Source organism: Lysinibacillus sp. NPDC092081 (assembly GCF_044755845.1).
In the GTDB taxonomy this organism is placed as follows: domain Bacteria; phylum Bacillota; class Bacilli; order Bacillales_A; family Planococcaceae; genus Lysinibacillus.
On the sequence record NZ_JBIVRU010000001.1, the window covers coordinates 1 to 20850 of the forward strand.

General features: G+C 38.7%; 19 protein-coding genes. 4 read left to right on the forward strand and 15 right to left on the reverse strand.

What is annotated here, in order from left to right; translation table 11 throughout:
• Window positions 1-132: 132 nt before the first annotated feature.
• Window positions 133-564, reverse strand: a complete 432-nt coding sequence (locus ACIQLB_RS00005; RefSeq protein ID WP_400719526.1) for a GNAT family N-acetyltransferase — start codon at window positions 562-564, stop codon at window positions 133-135.
• A gap of 338 nt (window positions 565-902) precedes the next feature.
• Here ACIQLB_RS00005 and ACIQLB_RS00010 point away from each other — a divergent pair, with 338 nt between their 5' ends.
• Together ACIQLB_RS00010 and ACIQLB_RS00015 are read left to right on the forward strand one after the other, a co-directional pair.
• Window positions 903-1355, forward strand: coding sequence for a MarR family winged helix-turn-helix transcriptional regulator (locus ACIQLB_RS00010; protein ID WP_400719528.1), 453 nt, complete (start codon window positions 903-905; stop codon window positions 1353-1355).
• Window positions 1356-1560: 205 nt separating this feature from the next.
• On the forward strand, window positions 1561-3198 hold the full coding sequence (locus tag ACIQLB_RS00015) for a PucR family transcriptional regulator (protein WP_400719530.1): 1638 nt from the start codon (window positions 1561-1563) through the stop codon (window positions 3196-3198).
• On the opposite strand, the gene ACIQLB_RS00020 is transcribed toward ACIQLB_RS00015, so the two are convergent.
• Genes ACIQLB_RS00020 through ACIQLB_RS00065 form a run of 10 tightly spaced genes read right to left on the reverse strand, consistent with a single transcriptional unit; the run spans window position 3187 to window position 14087 of the window.
• A complete protein-coding gene (locus ACIQLB_RS00020) occupies window positions 3187-4014 on the reverse strand; it encodes an ABC transporter permease (RefSeq protein ID WP_400719532.1) in 828 nt (275 codons plus the stop codon). The two genes, ACIQLB_RS00015 and ACIQLB_RS00020, sit on opposite strands and share 12 nt — an antisense overlap.
• 12 nt (window positions 4015-4026) lie before the next feature.
• Window positions 4027-4968, reverse strand: coding sequence for an ABC transporter permease (locus tag ACIQLB_RS00025; RefSeq protein WP_400719534.1), 942 nt, complete (start codon window positions 4966-4968; stop codon window positions 4027-4029).
• 17 nt (window positions 4969-4985) lie between these two features.
• Window positions 4986-6533: an ABC transporter substrate-binding protein gene (locus ACIQLB_RS00030; RefSeq protein WP_400719536.1), complete on the reverse strand. Its 1548-nt coding sequence runs from the start codon at window positions 6531-6533 to the stop codon at window positions 4986-4988.
• Window positions 6534-6551: 18 nt separating this feature from the next.
• Entirely contained in the window at window positions 6552-7523 is a 972-nt protein-coding gene (locus tag ACIQLB_RS00035) for a P1 family peptidase (RefSeq protein WP_400719538.1), read from the reverse strand.
• 37 nt (window positions 7524-7560) lie between these two features.
• Window positions 7561-8538, reverse strand: a complete 978-nt coding sequence (locus tag ACIQLB_RS00040) for an ABC transporter ATP-binding protein (RefSeq protein WP_400719540.1) — start codon at window positions 8536-8538, stop codon at window positions 7561-7563.
• On the reverse strand, window positions 8513-9541 hold the full coding sequence (locus tag ACIQLB_RS00045; RefSeq protein ID WP_400719542.1) for an ABC transporter ATP-binding protein: 1029 nt from the start codon (window positions 9539-9541) through the stop codon (window positions 8513-8515). Before ACIQLB_RS00045 ends, ACIQLB_RS00040 begins: the two co-directional genes overlap by 26 nt.
• A 15-nt stretch (window positions 9542-9556) precedes the next feature.
• On the reverse strand, window positions 9557-11011 hold the full coding sequence (locus tag ACIQLB_RS00050) for an aldehyde dehydrogenase family protein (protein WP_400719544.1): 1455 nt from the start codon (window positions 11009-11011) through the stop codon (window positions 9557-9559).
• Between the two features lie 10 nt (window positions 11012-11021).
• Entirely contained in the window at window positions 11022-11768 is a 747-nt protein-coding gene (locus tag ACIQLB_RS00055; RefSeq protein ID WP_400719546.1) for an SDR family NAD(P)-dependent oxidoreductase, read from the reverse strand.
• Between the two features lies 1 nt (window position 11769).
• Window positions 11770-12858, reverse strand: a complete 1089-nt coding sequence (locus ACIQLB_RS00060) for a tartrate dehydrogenase (RefSeq protein WP_400719548.1) — start codon at window positions 12856-12858, stop codon at window positions 11770-11772.
• The gene (locus ACIQLB_RS00065; RefSeq protein ID WP_400719550.1) at window positions 12855-14087 is read right to left on the reverse strand and encodes a M20 family metallopeptidase; all 1233 of its coding nucleotides are present in this window, start codon (window positions 14085-14087) and stop codon (window positions 12855-12857) included. Before ACIQLB_RS00065 ends, ACIQLB_RS00060 begins: the two co-directional genes overlap by 4 nt.
• A gap of 945 nt (window positions 14088-15032) precedes the next feature.
• Here ACIQLB_RS00065 and ACIQLB_RS00070 point away from each other — a divergent pair.
• Window positions 15033-15428 carry a DUF6262 family protein gene (locus ACIQLB_RS00070; protein ID WP_400719552.1) on the forward strand — a complete coding sequence of 132 codons (396 nt, stop codon included), beginning with the start codon at window positions 15033-15035 and terminating at the stop codon, window positions 15426-15428.
• A 776-nt stretch (window positions 15429-16204) separates the two neighbouring features.
• Here ACIQLB_RS00070 and ACIQLB_RS00075 read toward each other — a convergent pair.
• Window positions 16205-16294, reverse strand: coding sequence for a DUF2196 domain-containing protein (locus ACIQLB_RS00075; protein WP_400721616.1), 90 nt, complete (start codon window positions 16292-16294; stop codon window positions 16205-16207).
• A gap of 100 nt (window positions 16295-16394) precedes the next feature.
• Window positions 16395-16589, reverse strand: a complete 195-nt coding sequence (locus ACIQLB_RS00080; RefSeq protein ID WP_400719554.1) for a hypothetical protein — start codon at window positions 16587-16589, stop codon at window positions 16395-16397.
• A 237-nt stretch (window positions 16590-16826) separates the two neighbouring features.
• On the opposite strand from ACIQLB_RS00080, the gene ACIQLB_RS00085 reads away from it, so the two are divergent.
• On the forward strand, window positions 16827-17195 hold the full coding sequence (locus ACIQLB_RS00085; protein ID WP_400719556.1) for a hypothetical protein: 369 nt from the start codon (window positions 16827-16829) through the stop codon (window positions 17193-17195).
• Window positions 17196-17636: 441 nt separating this feature from the next.
• Here ACIQLB_RS00085 and ACIQLB_RS00090 read toward each other — a convergent pair whose 3' ends face one another.
• Together ACIQLB_RS00090 and ACIQLB_RS00095 are read right to left on the reverse strand one after the other, a co-directional pair.
• Window positions 17637-18761: a conserved virulence factor C family protein gene (locus tag ACIQLB_RS00090; protein ID WP_400719558.1), complete on the reverse strand. Its 1125-nt coding sequence runs from the start codon at window positions 18759-18761 to the stop codon at window positions 17637-17639.
• Window positions 18762-18773: 12 nt separating this feature from the next.
• Window positions 18774-20660, reverse strand: coding sequence for an ABC-F family ATP-binding cassette domain-containing protein (locus ACIQLB_RS00095; protein WP_400719559.1), 1887 nt, complete (start codon window positions 20658-20660; stop codon window positions 18774-18776).
• Between the last annotated feature and the right edge of the window lie 190 nt (window positions 20661-20850).

Sequence of the window (20850 nt, forward strand, 5' to 3'; positions counted from 1 at the left end):
TTTAATGTAAAAAACAATCAAAGCCGTTGAAATTTTACTCGTCGTAAAATTTCAACGGCTTATTAGTTTTCAGAGGAGGGTTTTGTCCCAGCCTCATTTTTTAAAATGAAAAATAAATACCACTACACCCTATTAAATTATTTTTTTCATTAAAATATGTGGGATGCCACAATCCATAAATTCTTCACCTTCACGCTTATAGCCTAATTTTTCATAAAAGCCCTCTGCATAGGATTGTGCGTTTAATTTAGATTTTGTTAAACCTTTTTCAAGTGCTATTTCCTCTAAACTTTGGATAATCACTTTACCTAGACCAAATTTGCGGAATTCTATTAATATACATATACGCTCTAGTTTGCCGTAGCCATCAACAACTCGCAGTCTGCCAGTTCCAACAGGTTGTTCGTTATAGTACACAAGAATATGATCACATGCTGCATCTAGTGTGTCGAATTCATCAAATTCTTCTTCCTTTGGCACCTTTTGCTCCTCAATAAAAACTTTTTGACGAATGGCAAATGCTGTTTGTAAATCCTGTTCATCTATAATTTTTTTCGTGTTCATCTTTATATTCCTCCTCGTTTTTTGCTGTTAGGAGCGTACTCTCCGTTGATAGAACTTTGTTTTCCGTCGGTAGAGCCGTATGCTTCGCTGCTAAAACTGCTTTTTCCGCCGCTAAAGCCGTCCTCTTCGCCGCTAAAATTGTTTTTTCCGCCGCTAAAGCCGTCCTCTTCGCCGCTAAAACTGTTTTTTCCGCCGCTAAAGCCGTCCTCTTCGCCGCTAGAACCGCCTTACAAAAGAACCCCACTGTATATATGAAGTGAAATTTCTTTGCATGGATGATAATATATAGTATAGAGCATTTTTTATTGCAAATACAATATTTTTTTCGGAGGCAATCAATGAAGGAAATTTTGCGAGATATTGGTGCGATTGCACGGGCACTTGATTCCATTAGTAATATTGAGTTTAAAGAACTCGATTTAACAAAGGGACAATATTTGTATGTCACCCGCATCTGTGAAAACCCTGGTATTATTCAGGAAAAGGTTGCGGAACTATTGAAGGTAGATCGCACAACTGCCTCCCGAGCGATTCAAAAATTAGAAACAAAAGGCTTTGTAGAAAAGCGTAATGAAGTTGGTAACAAGAAAAACAAACAGCTTTTCCCAACAGAAAAAAGTCTAAAGATTTATCCATTGTTAAAGCGAGAAGGAGACTATTCGAATGCTAGAGCATTAGATGGTTTTTCTCCTGAAGAAATTGACAGTATTCACGACTTATTAATTCGTATTCGTCAAAACATTGAAACTGATTGGGAATATGTAAAAAAAGGTCATACACGAAATTATTAAAGGCGATTCCTTGCGCTTCTGAACATTTGGAATCGCCTTTCTTTGCGAAGAATACCTTTTTATCTCTTCACGCCGTACATCCGTCCGCCTCTATCCCCGGGAACCCTTATTCAACGAATTTACTCTATTATTCTAGTTAATGTTGAAAATTTCTGATTAATCTAACATAATTATTAAAGTACAATCGAAGGGTAGGTGCTTATTTATGTCGAAACATCCTCTACTTGTACGTGATGTATTAAAGCGAAAGCATTTTGAATCTGCCAAGCTAATCGCAGGACAACAAGGCCTAAATCGACAAGTACTATGGACACATATTTTAGAAATAAAAGATTTTGATACTTTAATAAATGGCGGTGAGCTCATATTAACAACCGGTGTAGGTTTACAATTAGAGCGTGAAACACAAATTGCTTACTTACAAAACCTTATTCGTAACGGTGCTGCAGCTCTTTGTATTGAGATTGGTGATTATTTTAATTATGTCCCTGCAGAACTGGTTGCAATGGCTAATGCTCATGATTTTCCTATCATCATTTTTGAAGAGGTTGTAAGATTTATCGATATTACGCAGGATCTACATACTTACATTATTAATCAGCATCAGCAAGCATTAACACAGCTTGATACGATATCAAGGACTTTTATGGAATTGTCGTTAATGCCAAATGGGATTTTAAAAATTTTACAGGTGCTTCATCAAGATACAGATGCATTATTTTTATTTGTCTCTGAAGATACAAAAAGCTTTTATTATCCAATAGAAGCCAAAAAGTATTTACAACTTATGGAGGACCACTGTCAGCAACTAGAATTACACGAACCTATTCAACTACTGTCCATTGATAAAGATTATTTCGTCATCATTCCAGTCAATGGACTTGGACAAGTATGGGGCTATTTATGTATGCGTTCTGCACTGCCGAAGCCAAGTGATTATACATTGTTAAACCTTGAACGTGCAACAATGTCTATTGCCCAAATATTAATGCGTAATCGAATGCTACAGGAACGGCAGCAAAGTCGTGAGGATGAATTTATCCTCGCCTTAATACAAGGAGAACCGATTGATCTTCAGTATTATCAAAGTTATTTGCCGATGGAAAGTCGCAACTTATTTTATCGCGTAGTCGTGTTTAATATGCTTGATTATGCCAATACCTTTTCAGAGGAAGACTGGCAAGAAATACAGCTACAAAATGTCATGTTTGTTCGTTCCATTATAAAAAAACTTGGCTTTTTCCCTACCGTGTCGGTTCGACAGCATGAAATTATTATCCTTGCATTTTACATTGCTGCAGATGATATGGAGGAAAATCGCGACTCTTTTAATCAAGCTATACAGCAGATTGTTGCTCGAAAAACACCACAGCTTTTCGAGCAAATAACCCTTACCTTTGGTATTAGCAATGTTTATCAATCCATTAACAGCGTACAACAAGGCTATAAAGAGGCAAAAACAACCATTCAAATGCAACACAATGAACTTGCTTCTTCTATTTACTACAAGGATTTAGGTGTTTACAGATTGTTATTACATCAGGATCATGTTGCCCTTTTGCAATACGTTAAAGATTATTTACAAGAAATACTGTTGATTGATCAAAAGAATGGTAATGACCTTTATCAAACGCTCTGTGTTTATTTAGCATGTAATGGTGCCAAGAATGATACAGCTGAACAACTATTTATTGTCCGTCAAACACTCTATAAACGAATTGAACGACTAGAAAATATTTTAGGAGCTGATTTTTTACAGGCCCCTCACCGCCTCAATATAGAAATAGCGGTGAAGGCCTATGAATTATTGAAAAAAACAGCACCTGATATTTTACGCTTTTGAACGTGGATCCATAAAATCGCGTAACGCATTGCTAAGCATATACAAACCTAATACAAGTACTGTAATGGCTCCACCTGGTGCATAAGTGTACCAAGGGGCTCCAACTAAATAAGCTTGTGAATCTTTTAACATTCGTCCCCAACTAGGGTTTGGTGGCTGCACGCCAAGCCCTAAATAACTCAGTGCCGCCTCCGCAAGCATCGCAGTTGCAAAGGTTACAGTTGCGGCGACGATAATCTGCGATGAAATATTGGGTAATATATGGCGAAACATTATGCTATAAGGTTTTACGCCGATTAACTTTGCTGCTAAGACATATTCAGTGTCACGATGTTGGACGAATCCACTACGCGCAATTCTAGCAATGGCCGGTATGGCAATAATGCCTAATGCAATAGCAGTATTAACAATCCCTGGTCCAAATACCGCAACGAGCATTAAAGCTAATATAATTCCTGGAAAGGCCATTAATGCATCCATCATGCGCATAAAAATTTCATCAATCCAGCCTCCTACATACCCCGCTATACCCCCAATTAAAATACCAAAAATTATTCCGATAAATACCGTCAGTAGTCCGACTGCAAAGGCCGTTTGTGTTCCTTTCATAATACGGCTAAAAATATCACGGCCAAATTCATCCGTACCAAAAAGATAATCACTACTTGGGCTACGTAATTTTTGAGGTATATTCATCGAGTTCACATCATGTGGTGTATAAAAAAAGCTGATAATCATTACGATTAGAAAACCGACAATGACTAGTAGACCAATGATTAAATTGATATTTTTCATGTACCTTTGTATATTTTTCATCGTATCCACCTTTCATCGTAATCGGATTCTAGGATCTAACACAGAATATAAAATATCGACCATAAAATTGATCATGACCACCGCAACAGTAATATACATCACGATTCCCTGTACTAATGGAAAATCACGATTACTAATAGCCGTGATGAGGAGTTGACCGACACCTGGTAGCGAAAATACTTGCTCCACAATAATCGTTCCAGCAACAACTTCAGCCATGATCAACCCAAATACCGTTAATATTGGAATCATCGAATTTTTTAAGACATGCTTATACATAACATTGTGCTCAGACATCCCTTTACTACGAATCGTACGCACATAATCGAGCTGAACTTGCTCTAAAATAGCCGTACGAACATAGCGGAAATTGACCGCAATTTGTGGAATCGCAATTGTTAACGCTGGGAGAACGAGCGTACTTAACGCTCCTGCTACACTTTGTGTCCACGGAATATACCCACTTATTTTAAAGAAGCTGAACTGCATGCCAATATATAAAATGAGTATCATACCAAGCCAGAAAGAAGGAATGGCCATGCCAACTTGCGTCACTGTCGACAACGACACATCACTGAGCTTATTTTGTCTTCTCGCCGCAAACATCCCCAATGGTAAGGAAATGAGTAACACAATTAAGAGGGTGAGCCCAGCTAATGACATCGTTACAGGAAGTCTGTCAAACAGTAATTCTTTTACTGGCATTGAAAAACGAATGGAATTTCCTAATTCCCCTGTCAATAATCCCTTCATCCAATCTGTATATTGCTCATAAAGGGGGCGATTCAAGCCAAGCTCTGATCGCAAATTTTCAATTTGTGTGGGATCCGCTTCGGTGCCTAACATTGTCCGAACCGGATCACCAGGTAAAATTTGAAAAACACCGAATGTAATTATTGACACTAGAAGGATGGTTGTTATTAACAGGATGAATCGACGTATTATATACATCATCTAGCACTCATCCCTTTCTAGTTGGAAAATTTAACTTCAGACATATCATGGTACCAGAATGGGTAGCTCTTTAATCCAGTAACTTTTTTATTAGAACCCCAAACAATCTGATAATCTGCGATGTAAACCGCTGCTGCCTGCTCAGCTAAAATTTCCTGTGCACGATGGTAATAATCAATTTGTTTTGCCTGATCTTTTTCTTTTAAAACGTCTGCCATAATTTTGTCGTATTCATTATTTTTAAATTTGAAGAAGTTTTCACCATCATTTGTTGAAATATAATCATTTAATATTTCATAGGCAGATGCACGACCTGTTAAATCGATTGTTGTCATTTGATAGTCGCGACCAAAGTAAACTCGGTCTAGCCAAATGCCCCATTCTACAACCTCAATTTCCACATCAATACCGATTTCCTTTAAATTAGCCGCTACGATTTGCGCGATATTTGAATACATATCATTATGAGAAGACACTGTGATTTTTGTTTTAAAGCCTTTAGGATAGCCCGCTTCTGCTAATAATGCTTTGGCTTTTTCCACATCACGCTTATACATATTTTCTAAGCCTTTCTTTTGATAGTCCCCCATCGCTGGACTCATATTTGAACCAAGTGGTACCGCATAGCCTGCAAACACTGAATCAATAATATCGGACTTACTAATAGCGTAGTTCATTGCTTGACGGACCTTTACATTATCAAAAGGGGCTTTAGTTTCATTAAATGTAACGATTAATGATGAGTTATTATTTTGATGAGATAAGTTATAGTTACTTTCTACTTCACTTACGCGCTGCCAAGGTACACTCGTCAAATCGACTTCATTGGCCATTAAACTCATAATCGCCGCTTGATCATCCGATTGGAAGGTAAATGTCACTTTATTCAAGTAAGGTAACCCTTTCTTCCAGTAGTGTTCATTTTTCTTCAATTCTAAATTTGTACCAGGAGAGTATTTTACATAAGCAAAAGGTCCAGTACCTATTGGGTTTTCATTATGCTTTCCATCATTACTTTTTGGTAAGATGGCTGATTGTCGAGCAGTTAATGAATATAAGAAGTTGGAGTTTGGCTCCTTTAGCTTGATCACAAATGTATTGGCATCTGGTGCTTCCGTTGACGCAACATTATCAAAGCTGTTTGACATCTTTTCGCCACCGTTTTTCCCCATTAAACGATCAAATGAATACTGAATATCCTCAATCGTTAAATCCTCACCATTATGAAATTTCACACCCGGACGAATTTTGAATGTATAGGTTAAGCCATCGTCAGATATCTCATAGCTTTCGGCTAACCCTTCTTTTAAAGTACCATCCGTTTCCGGTGCCATTAGTCCTTCAAAAATATTAAGAATCATTTGGTACGATATAGATGCTGTTGCTTTATGTGGATCTAAAAAATCTGGATCATCATTCACACGGACTACGATGTCTTGAGGTAAATCTGCTACTGACTTTCCACCAGAACTTGCATCTTTTCCGTCATTACTTGAACAGGCACTTATTAGTAAACCTACTATCAATATCAACAACAGCATCAACCAATTGTTCTTCAGCCTCATGTCATTTCCCCCTATCCCCTATGTGGTCATTATTTGAATGCTTTTAAAGCTTTCTATTTCAGCTAATTTATCAGCAGCTTTAATGCCAGCGATGATCGCTACCTCCATAGCTCTCGTAGCCAAATGGCCCAAATAGTCAACTGGATATGTTTTATCTCCTGTACCTAGCACGAAAATTGTATCTCCATCCAGCATTGTGTGAACAGGATAAATCGTTCGTGCGAGAGCATTTTGTGTAAGCTGGGCTATTTTTTTCGCCTCTGCTTTTGTCAGCCTGGCATTCACTGCAATGACACCGATTGTCGTATTCGTACCAGACAATGCTTCCGATTGCACATACTCTTCTAAATAAGTACAGCAATCAATCCATTCCCCTGTTTTCGGATTCCTTGCACCTGCTAGCGTTTCTCTTGTATTAGGATCTTTTACATCCCCAACAGCGTTGACAGCAACAATAGCCCCAGCTATAACACCCTCTTTGCCTGCTATAGAGGCGCTACCAAGCCCACCTTTCATACAAAATTGAGGACCTGCCAATTTCCCTACAGTCGCACCAAAACCGGCTCCTGTATTACCATTTGCAAATGGACCAATAACCGCACTCTTAGCTGCTTCATAGCCCATTGGAGCAGTTGGTCTTGTCTTTGGATCACCTATAAATAGATCGAACAGTACAGCACTAGGAACAATTGGAATGGTAGCAACACCTGCATCCACACCAATACCCTGCTCCTCTAAAAATTGCATTACTCCTGTCGCAGCATCCAATCCGAATGCACTTCCTCCGGACAAGCAAATCCCATGTACATGATCAATTTCGTTAATGGGATCAAGTGCATCAGTCTCTCGAGTGCCTGGTGCAGAGCCTCTTACATCGACACCGCAAACTGCACCATTTTCCACTAAAATCGCTGTACAGCCAGTAATTCCTTCACTATTTTCTGAATGCCCAACCTTAACTCCAGGCACATCTGTAATATTTCCAAACATAATACACACCTCACCCTATAAAAACTAAATTTTCAGTTTATTTATCATATAAAAAGCACGCTACCCGTTGTTGTATATTTTCTTCCTGAAGCACAGGTCGTTCCTGATGACATCTTTCCATCACATATGGACAACGTGTATGAAACACACAACCTACAGGAGGATTCATAGGGCTTGGCAATTCTCCCTGTAACGATATTTCTTGTTTCGGTTGATCAAAATTGATAATTGGAATGGCTGATAGCAGTGCCTGCGTATATGGATGCAGAGGATTCGCATATAATTCTTTCTTTGCGCCAATTTCCACTACCCTCCCTAAATACAATACAGCCACTCGATCGCTAATATGTTTCACAACACTTAAATCATGTGAAATAAATAAATAGGTCAAATGAAATTCATCCTGTAAATCCATCATTAAGTTCAAGACCTGTGACTGCACCGAAACATCTAGTGCAGACACAGGCTCATCCGCAATAATGAACTCTGGATGAATAGCAAGAGCCCGCGCAATCCCGATTCGTTGTCTTTGGCCGCCGGAAAATTCATGCGGGAACTTTTGCATAGCATCTTCTGGTAGACCAACCTTTTGTAAAAGCTCCTTTAGACGTTCTTTGCGTTGCTCTTTCGTTAATGTTAATTGTAGCTTCATCGGCTCTTCGATAATGGCACCTATTCGCATACGGGGATTGAGTGATGCAAAAGGATCCTGAAAAATCATTTGCATTTGATTACGATAGGTTTGCAGCTTACTTCCCTTTAACTGCTGAATGGGCTGTCCTTTATAGAAAATTTCTCCCTCGGTCGGTTCAACGAGTTTTAAAATAGTTCGACCAAACGTCGATTTTCCGGAGCCGGATTCTCCAACGATACCAAGCGTCTCGCCACGGAAAATTTCAAGAGAAATATCATCGACTGCTTTAATGACCTTTTTCTCTTCCTTCATCGACTTACGTTTAACAGGAAAGTAGGCTTTTAAATGATTAATTTCAAGCAAAACTTCTTTCTTCGTCATGATCAAGCGCCCCCTTCTCCGTAAATAAATGACAGCGCACTTTATGCTCGTCTTGAATATGGATTACCTCAGGCTGCACCTCATGGCATTGTTCCATCGCAAATGGACAGCGTGGTGCAAAGCGACAGCCCTCTGGTAACGCATAACCTGGTGGAACAGTGCCTGGGATTGACGGTAACCTTTTAACATCTGCGTCTAGATTAGGCATTGTTTTTAAAAGAGCTGTTGTATACGGATGCTTTGGATTCATAAAAAGCTCTCGCACGGGGGCTTCTTCTACGATTTGTCCTGCATACATGACCATAACTCGGTCTGCCGTTTCCGCTACAACGCTCATATCATGCGTAATAAATAATATAGCCGAATGATGTTCTTCCTTCATCTTCATCATAAGCTTTAAAATTTGTGCTTGTACTGTTACATCAAGTGCCGTTGTCGGCTCATCAGCAATCAGCAACTGAGGGTTATTGGACATTGCAATCGCAATCATGACACGCTGACGCATACCACCTGATAATTGATGCGGATATTCAGCAATAACCTTTTCTGCATTGGCAATACCAACTTCTTTTAAGAGCTGTAGAGATTTCTCCCTCGCTTCTTTTTTTGAAATCCCTTGATGCCTACGAATTCCTTCCATCATTTGATTAGCGATTGTAAAAACTGGATCTAATGATGTCATCGGCTCTTGAAAAATCATACTAATTTCCTTGCCTCTTATATTGCTCATCTCTTTATTTTTATAGTCTAAGAGATTTTTACCATTCAATTTAATCGTACCAGCTGTAATTTCTCCTGGTGGTATGGGCAATAATCGCATAATGGATAACGATGATATACTTTTACCGCTTCCAGACTCACCTACAAGCGCAACCGTCTCTCCCTTACGAATGGCAAAACTCACATCATCAACAACTTTCGCCTGCTGACCATTTTTTAAATGGAATTTTATTTTTAAATGATTTACCTCTAGGAGCACCTGATTTTCTTTTGGCTGTTCCATATGCATACCTCCATCTCATATTTGATTTGGTAGTGCATAGCGAATTGCGATATTTTTCATTTGCGTATAATTCCTCAACGCGACAAAACCTTTTTCTCGACCAATACCGCTCTTTTTATAGCCACCAAACGGCATTTGAATTCCGCCTGCTGCTCCATAGTTATTAACGAACACTTGTCCAGCTTTTACACGGCTAGCGACATAATGTGCCGTATCTAAATCCTTTGACCAAACCCCTGCAACTAAACCGTAATCTGTACTGTTCGCTACAGCAATTGCTTCCTCAACCGTCGTAAATGTCAATACAGTCAACACCGGTCCGAAAATTTCCTCCTGTGCGAGTGGATCGTTAGCTTCTACTCCTGCCAGTATTGTTGGTTCAACATAATAGCCATGTTCATAGCCTTCAATCGTCAGTGTTTCACCACCAGTGACCACATAACCATCTTCCTTCGCTTTTTGCAACAGTGTTGAAATCTTCGTATATTGTCGTTCATTTAGAAGTGGCCCCATATCAACGTCTGCTTCACCCGGACCAACTTTTAAAGCTTGAAATTTTTGCACTAATTGTGCCATAAATTTTTCTTTGACACTTTCTTCAATTAATAGTCTAGCCCCTGCAGAGCATGTTTGTCCGGCATTCTGAATAATGGCACGTACAACTCCATCAAGTGCTTGCTCCATGTTGGCGTCCGCAAAAACAATATTTGGTGATTTCCCACCAAGCTCTAACGTTACAGGTACAACATTTTCAGCAGCTGACTTCATCACTGCAATGCCTGTTGGAACAGAGCCTGTAAACGTAATGTGATTAATATCAGGATGAGATGTTAAATATGGCCCAACTTCACGACCTAAACCTGTAATATGCTGAAAAATACCTCTTGGCAATTTACCCGCAAACCATTCCGTTATGGCGTGTGTAGTTAATGGCGTATCCTCCGCACTTTTGACAATTACTGCATTGCCAGTAGCAATGGCAGCTGCTACACTTCTCGCTGTAATTTGAATAGGATAATTCCAAGGCACGATATGTACGGTAATTCCGACAGGCTCTAACACTACCGCATTTAAAATACCGTCTTCAATGGGAATCGTGTCCCCCATTACTTTATCAGCAGCTCCGCCATAAAACTCAAAATAGCGTGCTGCCGCTTCAATATCCGCTCTTGCTTGGGTTAACGGCTTTCCAACATCACGACATTCTAATAAACTCCATTCCTCTGCATGCTTGCGTATATAGTGGGCGAATTCAACAAGTAGCTGTCCTCGTTCATAGGCCTTTATTTTCCGCCACTCTTCACTTTCAAACGCTACACGTGCAGCACGTACAGCCTCGTCGACATGAGCTTTACTCGCATTCGTAATTTGGGCAACAACTTCACCAGTCGAGGGGTTCATAACATCTAATAATGCCTCCATATCAGCGTGAACCCACTCACCATTTATCAACATCGGAATTTTTTTCACCTTATCCCTCCTATAGTCCACGACCACCGTCTACATGTAATGTCGTTCCTGTAACCATACTCGCTGCATCAGAGAGTAAATAACTTACTGCTCCTGCAATGTCTGATGGATCTACTAAGCGTCCAAGGGGGACCGATTGAACAAAGACACTTTGCTTTGTTTGCTCGACGTCTGCTCCTTGTGCCGTAAATTGACCGAGCATCTGTGTATCAGCTGGCCCTGGGTGAATCGTGTTAACACGTAATTGAAACGGCGCTAGCTCAATAGCTAAACCACGTGTAAAGCTCTCTGCCGCCCCTTTAGAAGCAATATAAGCCTGCAAACCTGGACGTGGACGTACAGCAGAAATGGATGCGATTGTTACAATGGAGCCCTTTTGCCGCTCTTTCATATAAGGAACGACTGCCTTTGTTGTAATAAATAAGCTTTTAACATTTACATCCATTAACCGATTCCACTCGTCCATCGTTACTTGCTCAATTGGTGTTGCTGCCTGCGCTATACCAAGCGCATTGACAAGTCCATCAATCCGTCCATACTTGGTAAAAACCTGCTTGAATACTTCGTTCACACGCTCCTCTTGCAAGACATTGACTTCAAAGCATTGCAAGGCATCCTGCGCTAAATCGCTAAGAGAAGCTACTGATAAATCGAGCCCAACTACAATATTACCCTTTGCAAGCTGCTCCTGAATAATGGCTTTTCCCATACCGCCGCCAGCACCTGTAACGATGATGACCTGTTGTTCTACTGCCATCCTATACACCCCTTGCCGCTAAATTCATTTTGATAATTTCCTGACAAATCGCATCACCCATTTGTGCTGTTGTCGCCTGTCCACCAATATCTGCGGTTTTCACGATCCCTTCTCGAAGAACCGTCTCAATCGCATGTACAATTAGCTCTTCTAAATCCGATCTCCCAATATGTCCAAGTAACAAAGCAAGTGACCAAATTTGTGCGATCGGGTTTGCTATGCCCTTTCCTGCAATATCTGGTGCTGACCCATGCACAGGCTCAAACATAGACGGGAATGCCTTTTCTGGATTTAAATTAGCTGACGGTGACAACCCAAGACCACCAACAATGGCAGACCCTAAATCTGATAAAATATCTCCGAATAAATTAGAGGCAACAACAATCTGAAAATCTTGCGGTCGCTCCACGAAATAGGCTACTAAAGCGTCGATATAGATAGATTCTAGCTCTAGCGCTGTTGAGCTTTGCGCAAGAATTCTTCTAGTATGCTCATCCCAGAACTTCATTGAATGAATAATAGCATTCGATTTTGTCGCACTCGTAATTTTTGTTTTGCCATTTTTATAGGCATAATCACAGGCGGCTTGGACAATTTTTTCAATTCCGATACGTGTCATAATCGTGTTTTGAATGGTCATTTCCTGTGGTTGATTTTGATAAATTCGACCACCACTATCGGAATATTCCCCCTCCGTATTTTCCCGGAAGATAACAAAATCAATATCTCTTCCGCTGGCAAGCGGTGAGACTATGCCAGGTAGCGATTTAATCGGCCGGAAATTAACATATTGCTGGAAGCTTTTTCGTATTGGCATAATTAATTCCCATACTGTCACGTCATCTGGAACACGAGCATCTCCAATAGCTCCGAATAATATCGCATCATACTCTTTCAATATCTCTAATGCATTGTCTGGCATCATCCGACCGTGTTTGAGGTAATAATCTGAGCTCCAAGGAAACATTGTTGTTTCTATTTGTAAAGATGAATCATGTTCATGAAGGAAATTTAGTACCTTTAGTGCTTCCTCCATAACTTCCTTTCCAATCCCATCACCTGAAATGACTGCGATCTTTGCGAGAGTCATTGTGCATCACCTGCTAAAAACTTTAATGCTGCCAAACGGTAAATGGCTGTTGTTTCTGCTAATTCTTCGATATCGACATATTCATCAATTTGATGGGGAATATCACGATCACCTGCTCCAACGGTAACTATCGGTACTCCATGGACATGAAGGAACGTTCCATCAGTAGCACCTGGGACACCGTTATATTTCGGCTCTTTTTCCGTTACCTCAGCAACTGCCTCATAAATGGCTTGTACAACAGGATCCTCCTTCGCAGTTGCTGTAGCAGGGCGATTGTCAAGCACCGTTAGCTCCACTTTAAAATCTGGATCATCTGCTTGCAGACGCTTAATAATTGTCTCGATTTTACCGAGAAGCTCATCATGATCCTGTGCAGGTACAGTACGAATATCAAGCGTCGTCATACAATGATCAGGAATCACATTAATTTGCGCATCCCCTTTTACAGGTGCTCGTAAAATCGTTGGTGTAATAGATGGCCAATGAAGCATCGGATCACGACCTAAACGTGCTTGCTCTTCTTTTTCCAATTTTTCAAGCTCCACGATAAAGCGTGCCATGCGCCAGTTCGGGTTAATGCCACTCCAAGAAATTGCACCGTGCGCCATTTTACCGAAAATATCTACTTTCAAGCGTATTGCCCCACGTTGTGCGATACAAACATTATTTTCCTCTGGCTCACAGATAATCGCCCCATCCACATCATCTGCCCAGCCATTTTTTATAAAATGTTTAATACCTAGCATCAATCCTTCTTCATCACATGGAATACATAAAATAATCTTGCCTGTAAATTCTTCCTGATCCAGTAACAACGACTGACAAGCTGTAATCATACACGCAAGATTTCCTTTTGTATCATTTGTGCCTCGGCCGTACATTCGACCATCAATAATTTCTGCACCGAATGGATCGTACGTCCATGCTTCACGATTTCCTTCAGTAACGACATCTGTGTGTCCTTCAAAGAGTAGTGTTTTTCCTGGCTTACCCGAATCAATAATACCAATGACATTCGGCCTGCCTGGCACTACCTCCTCTATATGTGTTTCAATCCCGAGATCACGTAAATATTGAGCGACAAAATTCGCGACTTCTTGTTCATTGCCATTCGGATCACCTTCTCGATAAACGCTTTCTATACGCACTAGCTTTTGTGTAAGCTCAATAACTGCTTTTCGGTCACGCATATAAGATTCCGTTGTCTTTAAACTTGTTACTGTCATTCAAGCGCCTCCTATTTTATAGAATATTCTGAATTTAAATCATTTTAACATTGTCCTATTAGACAAGTATTAGACACTTTGTTAATAAAACATAGAATGCTATTAACGTTTTGTTTAGTAGTAAAAAGCTAGAAAATAACTAAATTTTCTACATTATGTTATTTTTTCGATAAAAAAATATTGGATCATTACCATAACGTGTGATTGATTTCCGTTCCGATTGGGCGCTTTGTCGCTGACGCTTCGCTTTCGCACAGATTAAACATTTGTCGCTGACGCTTCGCTTTCGCACAGATTAAACATTTGTTGCTGACGCTTCGCTTTCGCGCAGATTAAACATTTGTTGCTGACGTTTCGCTTTCGCGCAGATTAAACATTTGTCGCTGACGCTTCGCTTTCGCGCAGAGCAAAGCTTCCTGGGGGCGTCAGATCTCCACTACAATCAACTTATTCGCATGACTTAGATTTTATCAACATGTCATCTCATTTTTCGGTGATAAAAAAATAAATAGCTTTTAGTTTTAAGCTGTTCTCGAAAAGATTGTTGCTATTCAACTGAGGAGCAGATTAGTGCAGCGAGGAAGTATGATAAAAAAATCAAACATACTATGCATTTAAGGTGGTTAAACTGAAAAAAGTTTTTGTCGTAGATGGGAATAATTTTTCAAGCTTTAAGGAATTTTGTAAGGAATTTTGTAAGGAGTTTTCGAGAGTTGTTCTTTCTGGAAAGTATGAAGTGGAACAGAAACCTCGATGCATTTAATGATATTTTGTTTGGTGGTTTCGGTGAAATTGAAGTCGTGGAAGAATATACAATTATTTAGAGGAATTCCAATAAATCCAAAATCGATTTAGGATATGAAGAAACAATAAGTAAACTTAATAAAAAGTTGAAAAAATGCCATCCAAGTAATGAAAAATATGTACAGAAGAAAGGTGTTAAGAATGGCTAGTATCGACCGAGAAGAGCAAATAAGGCACTTACACGAGGAACGTAAACGTAAGACAAAAGAAAAGGTTGAAAACGCCATTAAACGGCTTACTAAGGATTCTAAGGCTATTAATTTCAACAGTGTAGCAAAAGAAGCTGGCGTAACGAAAGCGACCTTGTATAATCATTCTGACATTCGAGAACGTATTGAATTCTTACGAGATCAACAAGAAAAAGCATATAGTAATGCAAGAGTTAAGCGAGACGAAGCAAATCAAGACGCAATGATCGCTTCTCTTAGGCGGAGAATCAAAAAATTGGAAGGAAGAATTGAAGAGTTGGAAGATGAAAACAAAAAATTACGCAAAACAGAAAGTACAGAACTAGCAGATTATATGAAAAATTTATAACAAAGGCAGTTTTACCTCCCGAAATAATTTATTAAAAATACTAAAAGTTAAATATTACTACCCAAAATTATACAACATATGGAAAAATAACTAAATACAATAGTGATGCTTATTGAACTAAACTGCTCCGTTAGTTGAGTAAGACAAGATAAAACAACAATCGTTACGAACAGAATCATAAAAAATAGACCAATATATTTTATATGTATAATATGTTTGGTCTATTTATTTACATACGTTTGAAGGTTGTCACCCTAAGATAACATTTGGATGCAGTCTTATTTTTTTCTAATCAGTGTATCCCCAAGAGGGATTCCAACCACAACAACCAAAACCGTTAGAATTACTAGGGCTCTAAAAATAAAATACGCAACTTGATCGAACATCGTATCTCTCTCCTTCGTTTCTTAATAATTCCTACCTTATATTCTGTAATTACCCAACTCCTGTTGAAGAGTCAAATTAAACTAATAAAACACAAAATCATTTGTGCTTTATTAGTTTAGTTTACTTCATTACAACGTATGTATGCAGTCGTCACTTTTTATATTTTGCTATCTTCAACAATAGGGAGCGATTGTTTAATAAGCTTCGCTGTTCTTCTTAAACTAACGGTGGCGTTAATTAAAGATCATTGAGTTGCATAGGAAGCTCTTTTTTTCTTTATTGAACTAATGAAGCATTTAGCTAAACAAGTTATAAAATGAAAAGAATAAAATAATTAAAAAAAGCATTCAGGGAACAGTTCGCCCTTGAATGCTTTTTCGCTTCTTTTATTAAGAGTGGATTTCCTGTACACGTCCAATCTGTCCATCTGTTAGCCTGACTTTAATTCCGTGGGGAAGAGTGCCCGATTTGGTAAAAATATCTTAAATGATATCTCTGGTAATCTTCCCTTTTTCGATTCTTTTTTAACAATATCAACAGCTTTGCCTGGCAATATGTCTTTCCAATATTGTCCGTATATTAGACACCCATTTTTCTACGGGTATTGCTTGTTTTTTTCGTTTGCTGGCTTTTCATTTTTTTTGTTGATAGGTCGGCATTCTTTTTTCCTTTATTAGCAGAGGAATGGTTCTTTTTGTTTTCAAGCTGCTGTTTTACTGCCTCTTGCAGGCTGATTTTTTTTTGGGGTACTTCGGATTGATTATTCTCGGTCATAGGAAATGCTCCTTTTTATATGATAGTTAGTCCAGTATAATCTATTTTCTATTATTTGTGAAATTTTTCACTTTAACATACAACAAGTAAAGACGCTTTTTTACTAACGAAGCAGTTTAGTTAAATAAGAATTAGAAATAAAAAAACTACAGCATATTAAAAAAACAACCTTATAATGTAAAATTACACTATAAGGTTGTTTTTCCTTATCAATTTAATATAGGGGGTATATATAAATTGAAGAGGTTTATTATAAGTATTTTGTCTTTATTTCCAGTTCCTTTTTTATTTCATTTTTACGAATATAATAGTCATCTTGCTAGGCAACACGCTGATTTTTTGTTTCCGATATTTCTAGTGTTCATTATTGTTGTAGGTATATCATCGAGAAACATTAAATTTCCTTTGTTCTTTGGCTTAAATTTTATTATGACCGTTATTTCTTTAATATTTGGCTATTTTTTTATAGTTGATGATGGAGGTTGGTTTAAACCTTTTGGCAGAGATGCCGCCATTATATTTGTTTCAATTATTTATATTTTAGGGCAATTAATTATAAGAGTATTTAGCAAGCAAGGTCATATTAACAGCCAAAGAAATATGTAAATATGAAACGAAAAGAAGTAATTCCTGCTAACGGAGTAGTATTTCTGTAATATATAAACTGTTTAATTTTGCTAAATCAATAAAGTTTGTGAAAGAATGTACTTAAACTAATTTTTTAGTTGAAGAATAAGATAGCCAAACCAGAAGTAACAATCTTTGAGAAAACAGCCTAGTTTTAATAACATCGTGCTACTACATTTGAAGATTAAAAGACAAATTGGAACTTCCGAAAGAAATGGGATGTATACAATTTCGAAACAACAAGTTTGTTTTATCATTTATCTAAGGTTAATATTTTTATTGGAACGTTAGTAGAGAATTTTACTTTTTACCAAAAGCAACAATAAAAGAAAACCAGCGTCTCTGTTGAACTAGATTCTTAGCAGAGAGCTGGTTTATTTCTTTTATTCCCATTAACGGGTCACTGATTAAAGTTTCAATTTATTGTTGGCGAGATTCTGTCATTTGCTTCCAAACAGAACCTTTTGCTTCCTCACCCTGTTCGATGCGGGCAATCGCCATTTTTACTTGTAGCTTCACTTCAAACTCTTTATCTTCTGCAGCAGCCTTTAATGCCGCTAATGATTTCTCGGTACCGACTTCATATAAGTACATGGCTGCACGCCAACGAACAAGTTTGTTTTTATCCTGTAATGCTTGCTGCATCGCGTCTTCAAACTCCACGAAGCCAAGATCACTCATACAATCTCCTGCAGTTCGACGTACCGCTGCACTTTTGTCCTGTAATGCCTTTTCCAAATATGGAACAACTGCCACATCTTCAATCATTCCTAAATAAACGGTTGCCAGTCGACGGATAGACATTTGCTCATCTTGTAACGCCAAATCTAAAAGTGGTAAATCATCTAGCTCTGGATCTGCCATTTGGTCAAGCAATTGGAAACGTTTTTCCCATTCCGGTTGCTTAAACTGTTCAACAGTAATTTTTAGTTTAGCTGGCTTGTCAATAGTTTTCTCAGAATCATTAATCGTTGCGACAATCTCTGCTAAACGTTCTTCAGAATATGTGACATCGATTTCCTCTTTTACTGCTTCCGCAATTTCCTCAAGCTCTCCATAACGTACGCCATAGTCAATCCACTTACGTTGGAAAATATAATTTTCATCAACTGCTGTCTCGATAATTTTATTGAAAGCTTCCACAAAGCGCTCACCACAGCTTGCACGGTGCTCACGTTGATTATCAAATACCTTTACTTGAAGTGGTACTTGCTTATAAAACTGCACATGAACGTACACTTCACCATAAAATTCGTTGGCTACTTGTTCTTTGTTTACTTCCTGTACATCTTCCCCTAACTCTTGACGAATGCTTGCTAAAATACCTTCCCATGCGTACTTTGCATTACGCTCAACGGCGAAGAAATCTGCTACATGATAAACGCCTTTAACACCTTCAATTGCTAAAATGGCTGCTGCTTCACCAGTAGCTTTATCTTTATTATCCTTTGTAAAATTATAGCTTTTGCCAAAAGGTAACTCTGTATCAACGACAATCTTCATAGAATTAGGGCTTGGTGTCGGTTCAATTGTAATAATCTTCATGTCTATCGCTCCTTATCCATTTACGATTTCATCTAAATATGACCATCTTTCAATAAGGTGTTCATATTGTGCATTTAGCTCATCTAGCTTCGCTGTTAATTCCTGCAGCTTTGTAAAATCAGCACCAGCGTTGGCAATACCTTCTTCTGTCTCCATAATCGCTGTTTCCGTCTTTTCTATTTCAGCAGCAATCGTTTCCCATTCTTTTTGCTCTTTAAAGGATAATTTTTTCTTGTCCGATTTAGGCTTTTCGGTCTTAGGTTTTTCGACTTTTGGCGCTTCTACCTTTACAGCGACTTCCTGTTCACGCTTTTGTAAATATTCACTGTAAATATCAAGCGTCTCTTTAACATGTCCAAGACCATCTAAAATCCACAGCTTTTTCGCAATTCGATCTAAGAAAAAGCGATCGTGGGATATAGTGATAACGACTCCAGGGAAATGCTCAATGAAATCCTCGAGCACACCTAATGTTTCAATATCCAAATCATTTGTAGGCTCATCTAGTAACAGTACGTTTGGTTGCTCCATTAATAATCGTAATAAATGCAGACGTTTACGCTCACCACCCGATAATTTACCGATAGGTGTACCGTGTGCATGAAGTGGGAATAAGAAACGCTCGAGCATTTGAGCAGCTGAATAACGTACACCCTCTGCATCTGTTATATCATTTGAAGCTTCACGGATATATTCAATCATACGCTCATTTTCATTCATTTTTGGTAAAGTTTGTTTAAAATGCGCTAACTTTACTGTCGAACCAACAAGAATTTCACCAGCATCAGGTGTTAGTTCTCCTGCAAGCATGTTCAATAATGTTGATTTTCCTACACCATTAGCTCCGATAATACCGATACGATCGCCCTGCTGTAGTAAAAATGAAAAGTGATCAAGGATTTTTTGATGACCAAAAGCCTTTGAAATATTTTCAGCCTCTAAAACCTTCCGACCGAGACGTGTTGTTGCCAGGCCAATGTCAAGAGAAACATCCTCAGATTTACGCTCCAAGTTATCCTCTAACTGCTCAAAGCGCTGGATACGTGCCTTTTGCTTCGTAGAACGCGCTTTCGCTCCACGACGAATCCATTTTAGTTCTGAGCGATAGCGGTTACGGTCTTTTTGTGCAGAGGCTGCTTTCATTTCCTCACGAATAGCACGGGCTTCTAAATAATCCCCATAATTCCCAGTATGTCGATATAATGTTTGATCAGCTAGCTCGTAAATATGAGTAGACAGCTCATCTAAGAAATAACGATCATGGGTAATAAATATAACTGCTCCCTTTAATCGCAATACCATTTCCTGCAGCCACTCCGTTGACTGCACATCCAAATGATTGGTAGGCTCGTCCAATAAATAAAGATCTGCCGGCTCTATTAATACTTTAGCTAAAGCAACGCGCTTTTGCTGACCACCTGACAGTGTTAATACTTCTTTATCAAACATTTCAATTCCAAACTTCGTAAGTGCTGTCTTAGCGAGTGCATTGACATCCCATGCTTGCTCCTCATCCATACGATGCTGCAAGCTAAATAGCGTTTTTTGTAAACTTTCTGAAGTCGGATTTAACGCAAGTGCAGCAACCGTTTCCTCATATTCACGATTAAGTTTTAAAATAGGTGAATCCCCTGCAAACACTGCTTGTAACACAGTTTCTCCGCTTTCAAAAATAGGCTCCTGTGGTAGATAAGCCACACGGTATTTATTTGGGCGGTCAACATTCATTGAATCCGCTTCGATTTCACCAGCTAAAATAGAAAGCAATGTGGATTTACCAGTACCATTAATACCAATTAGCCCAGCTCGCTCCCCTTCATAAATCGTAAATTCAATATTTTGAAAGAGCGTTTTATCGCCCACTGTTTTCGTTAAATTTTGTACTATTAAATGACTCATTACACTGATCCATCTCTTTCATTTAGGTGTTGTTTAGTGTCCTTACTACTTTTAATATGTAGTTTATTATTGCTATCCATTTTTATCATAACACCAAACGACAGGTAAACAAAGGACAACAAACTCTTCTTACCTATCTAAAAAAACCTCCTCCATTAATTGCAAAAATGAAGAAGAGTTAAAAATCACA

What these genes read in the sequence shown, in the direction of transcription:
- ACIQLB_RS00045 (WP_400719542.1), bottom strand. Translation starts at nt 9,541, where the DNA reads ATGGAACAGCCAAAAGAAAATCAGGTGCTCCTAGAGGTAAATCATTTA.
- ACIQLB_RS00015 (WP_400719530.1), top strand. Translation starts at nt 1,561, where the DNA reads ATGTCGAAACATCCTCTACTTGTACGTGATGTATTAAAGCGAAAGCAT.
- ACIQLB_RS00055 (WP_400719546.1), bottom strand. Translation starts at nt 11,768, where the DNA reads ATGGCAGTAGAACAACAGGTCATCATCGTTACAGGTGCTGGCGGCGGT.
- ACIQLB_RS00025 (WP_400719534.1), bottom strand. Translation starts at nt 4,968, where the DNA reads ATGATGTATATAATACGTCGATTCATCCTGTTAATAACAACCATCCTT.
- ACIQLB_RS00060 (WP_400719548.1), bottom strand. Translation starts at nt 12,858, where the DNA reads ATGACTCTCGCAAAGATCGCAGTCATTTCAGGTGATGGGATTGGAAAG.
- ACIQLB_RS00095 (WP_400719559.1), bottom strand. Translation starts at nt 20,660, where the DNA reads ATGAGTCATTTAATAGTACAAAATTTAACGAAAACAGTGGGCGATAAA.
- ACIQLB_RS00035 (WP_400719538.1), bottom strand. Translation starts at nt 7,523, where the DNA reads ATGTTTGGAAATATTACAGATGTGCCTGGAGTTAAGGTTGGGCATTCA.
- ACIQLB_RS00010 (WP_400719528.1), top strand. Translation starts at nt 903, where the DNA reads ATGAAGGAAATTTTGCGAGATATTGGTGCGATTGCACGGGCACTTGAT.
- ACIQLB_RS00030 (WP_400719536.1), bottom strand. Translation starts at nt 6,533, where the DNA reads ATGAGGCTGAAGAACAATTGGTTGATGCTGTTGTTGATATTGATAGTA.
- ACIQLB_RS00090 (WP_400719558.1), bottom strand. Translation starts at nt 18,761, where the DNA reads ATGAAGATTATTACAATTGAACCGACACCAAGCCCTAATTCTATGAAG.
- ACIQLB_RS00065 (WP_400719550.1), bottom strand. Translation starts at nt 14,087, where the DNA reads ATGACAGTAACAAGTTTAAAGACAACGGAATCTTATATGCGTGACCGA.
- ACIQLB_RS00020 (WP_400719532.1), bottom strand. Translation starts at nt 4,014, where the DNA reads ATGAAAAATATACAAAGGTACATGAAAAATATCAATTTAATCATTGGT.
- ACIQLB_RS00080 (WP_400719554.1), bottom strand. Translation starts at nt 16,589, where the DNA reads ATGACCGAGAATAATCAATCCGAAGTACCCCAAAAAAAAATCAGCCTG.
- ACIQLB_RS00040 (WP_400719540.1), bottom strand. Translation starts at nt 8,538, where the DNA reads ATGACGAAGAAAGAAGTTTTGCTTGAAATTAATCATTTAAAAGCCTAC.
- ACIQLB_RS00005 (WP_400719526.1), bottom strand. Translation starts at nt 564, where the DNA reads ATGAACACGAAAAAAATTATAGATGAACAGGATTTACAAACAGCATTT.
- ACIQLB_RS00070 (WP_400719552.1), top strand. Translation starts at nt 15,033, where the DNA reads ATGGCTAGTATCGACCGAGAAGAGCAAATAAGGCACTTACACGAGGAA.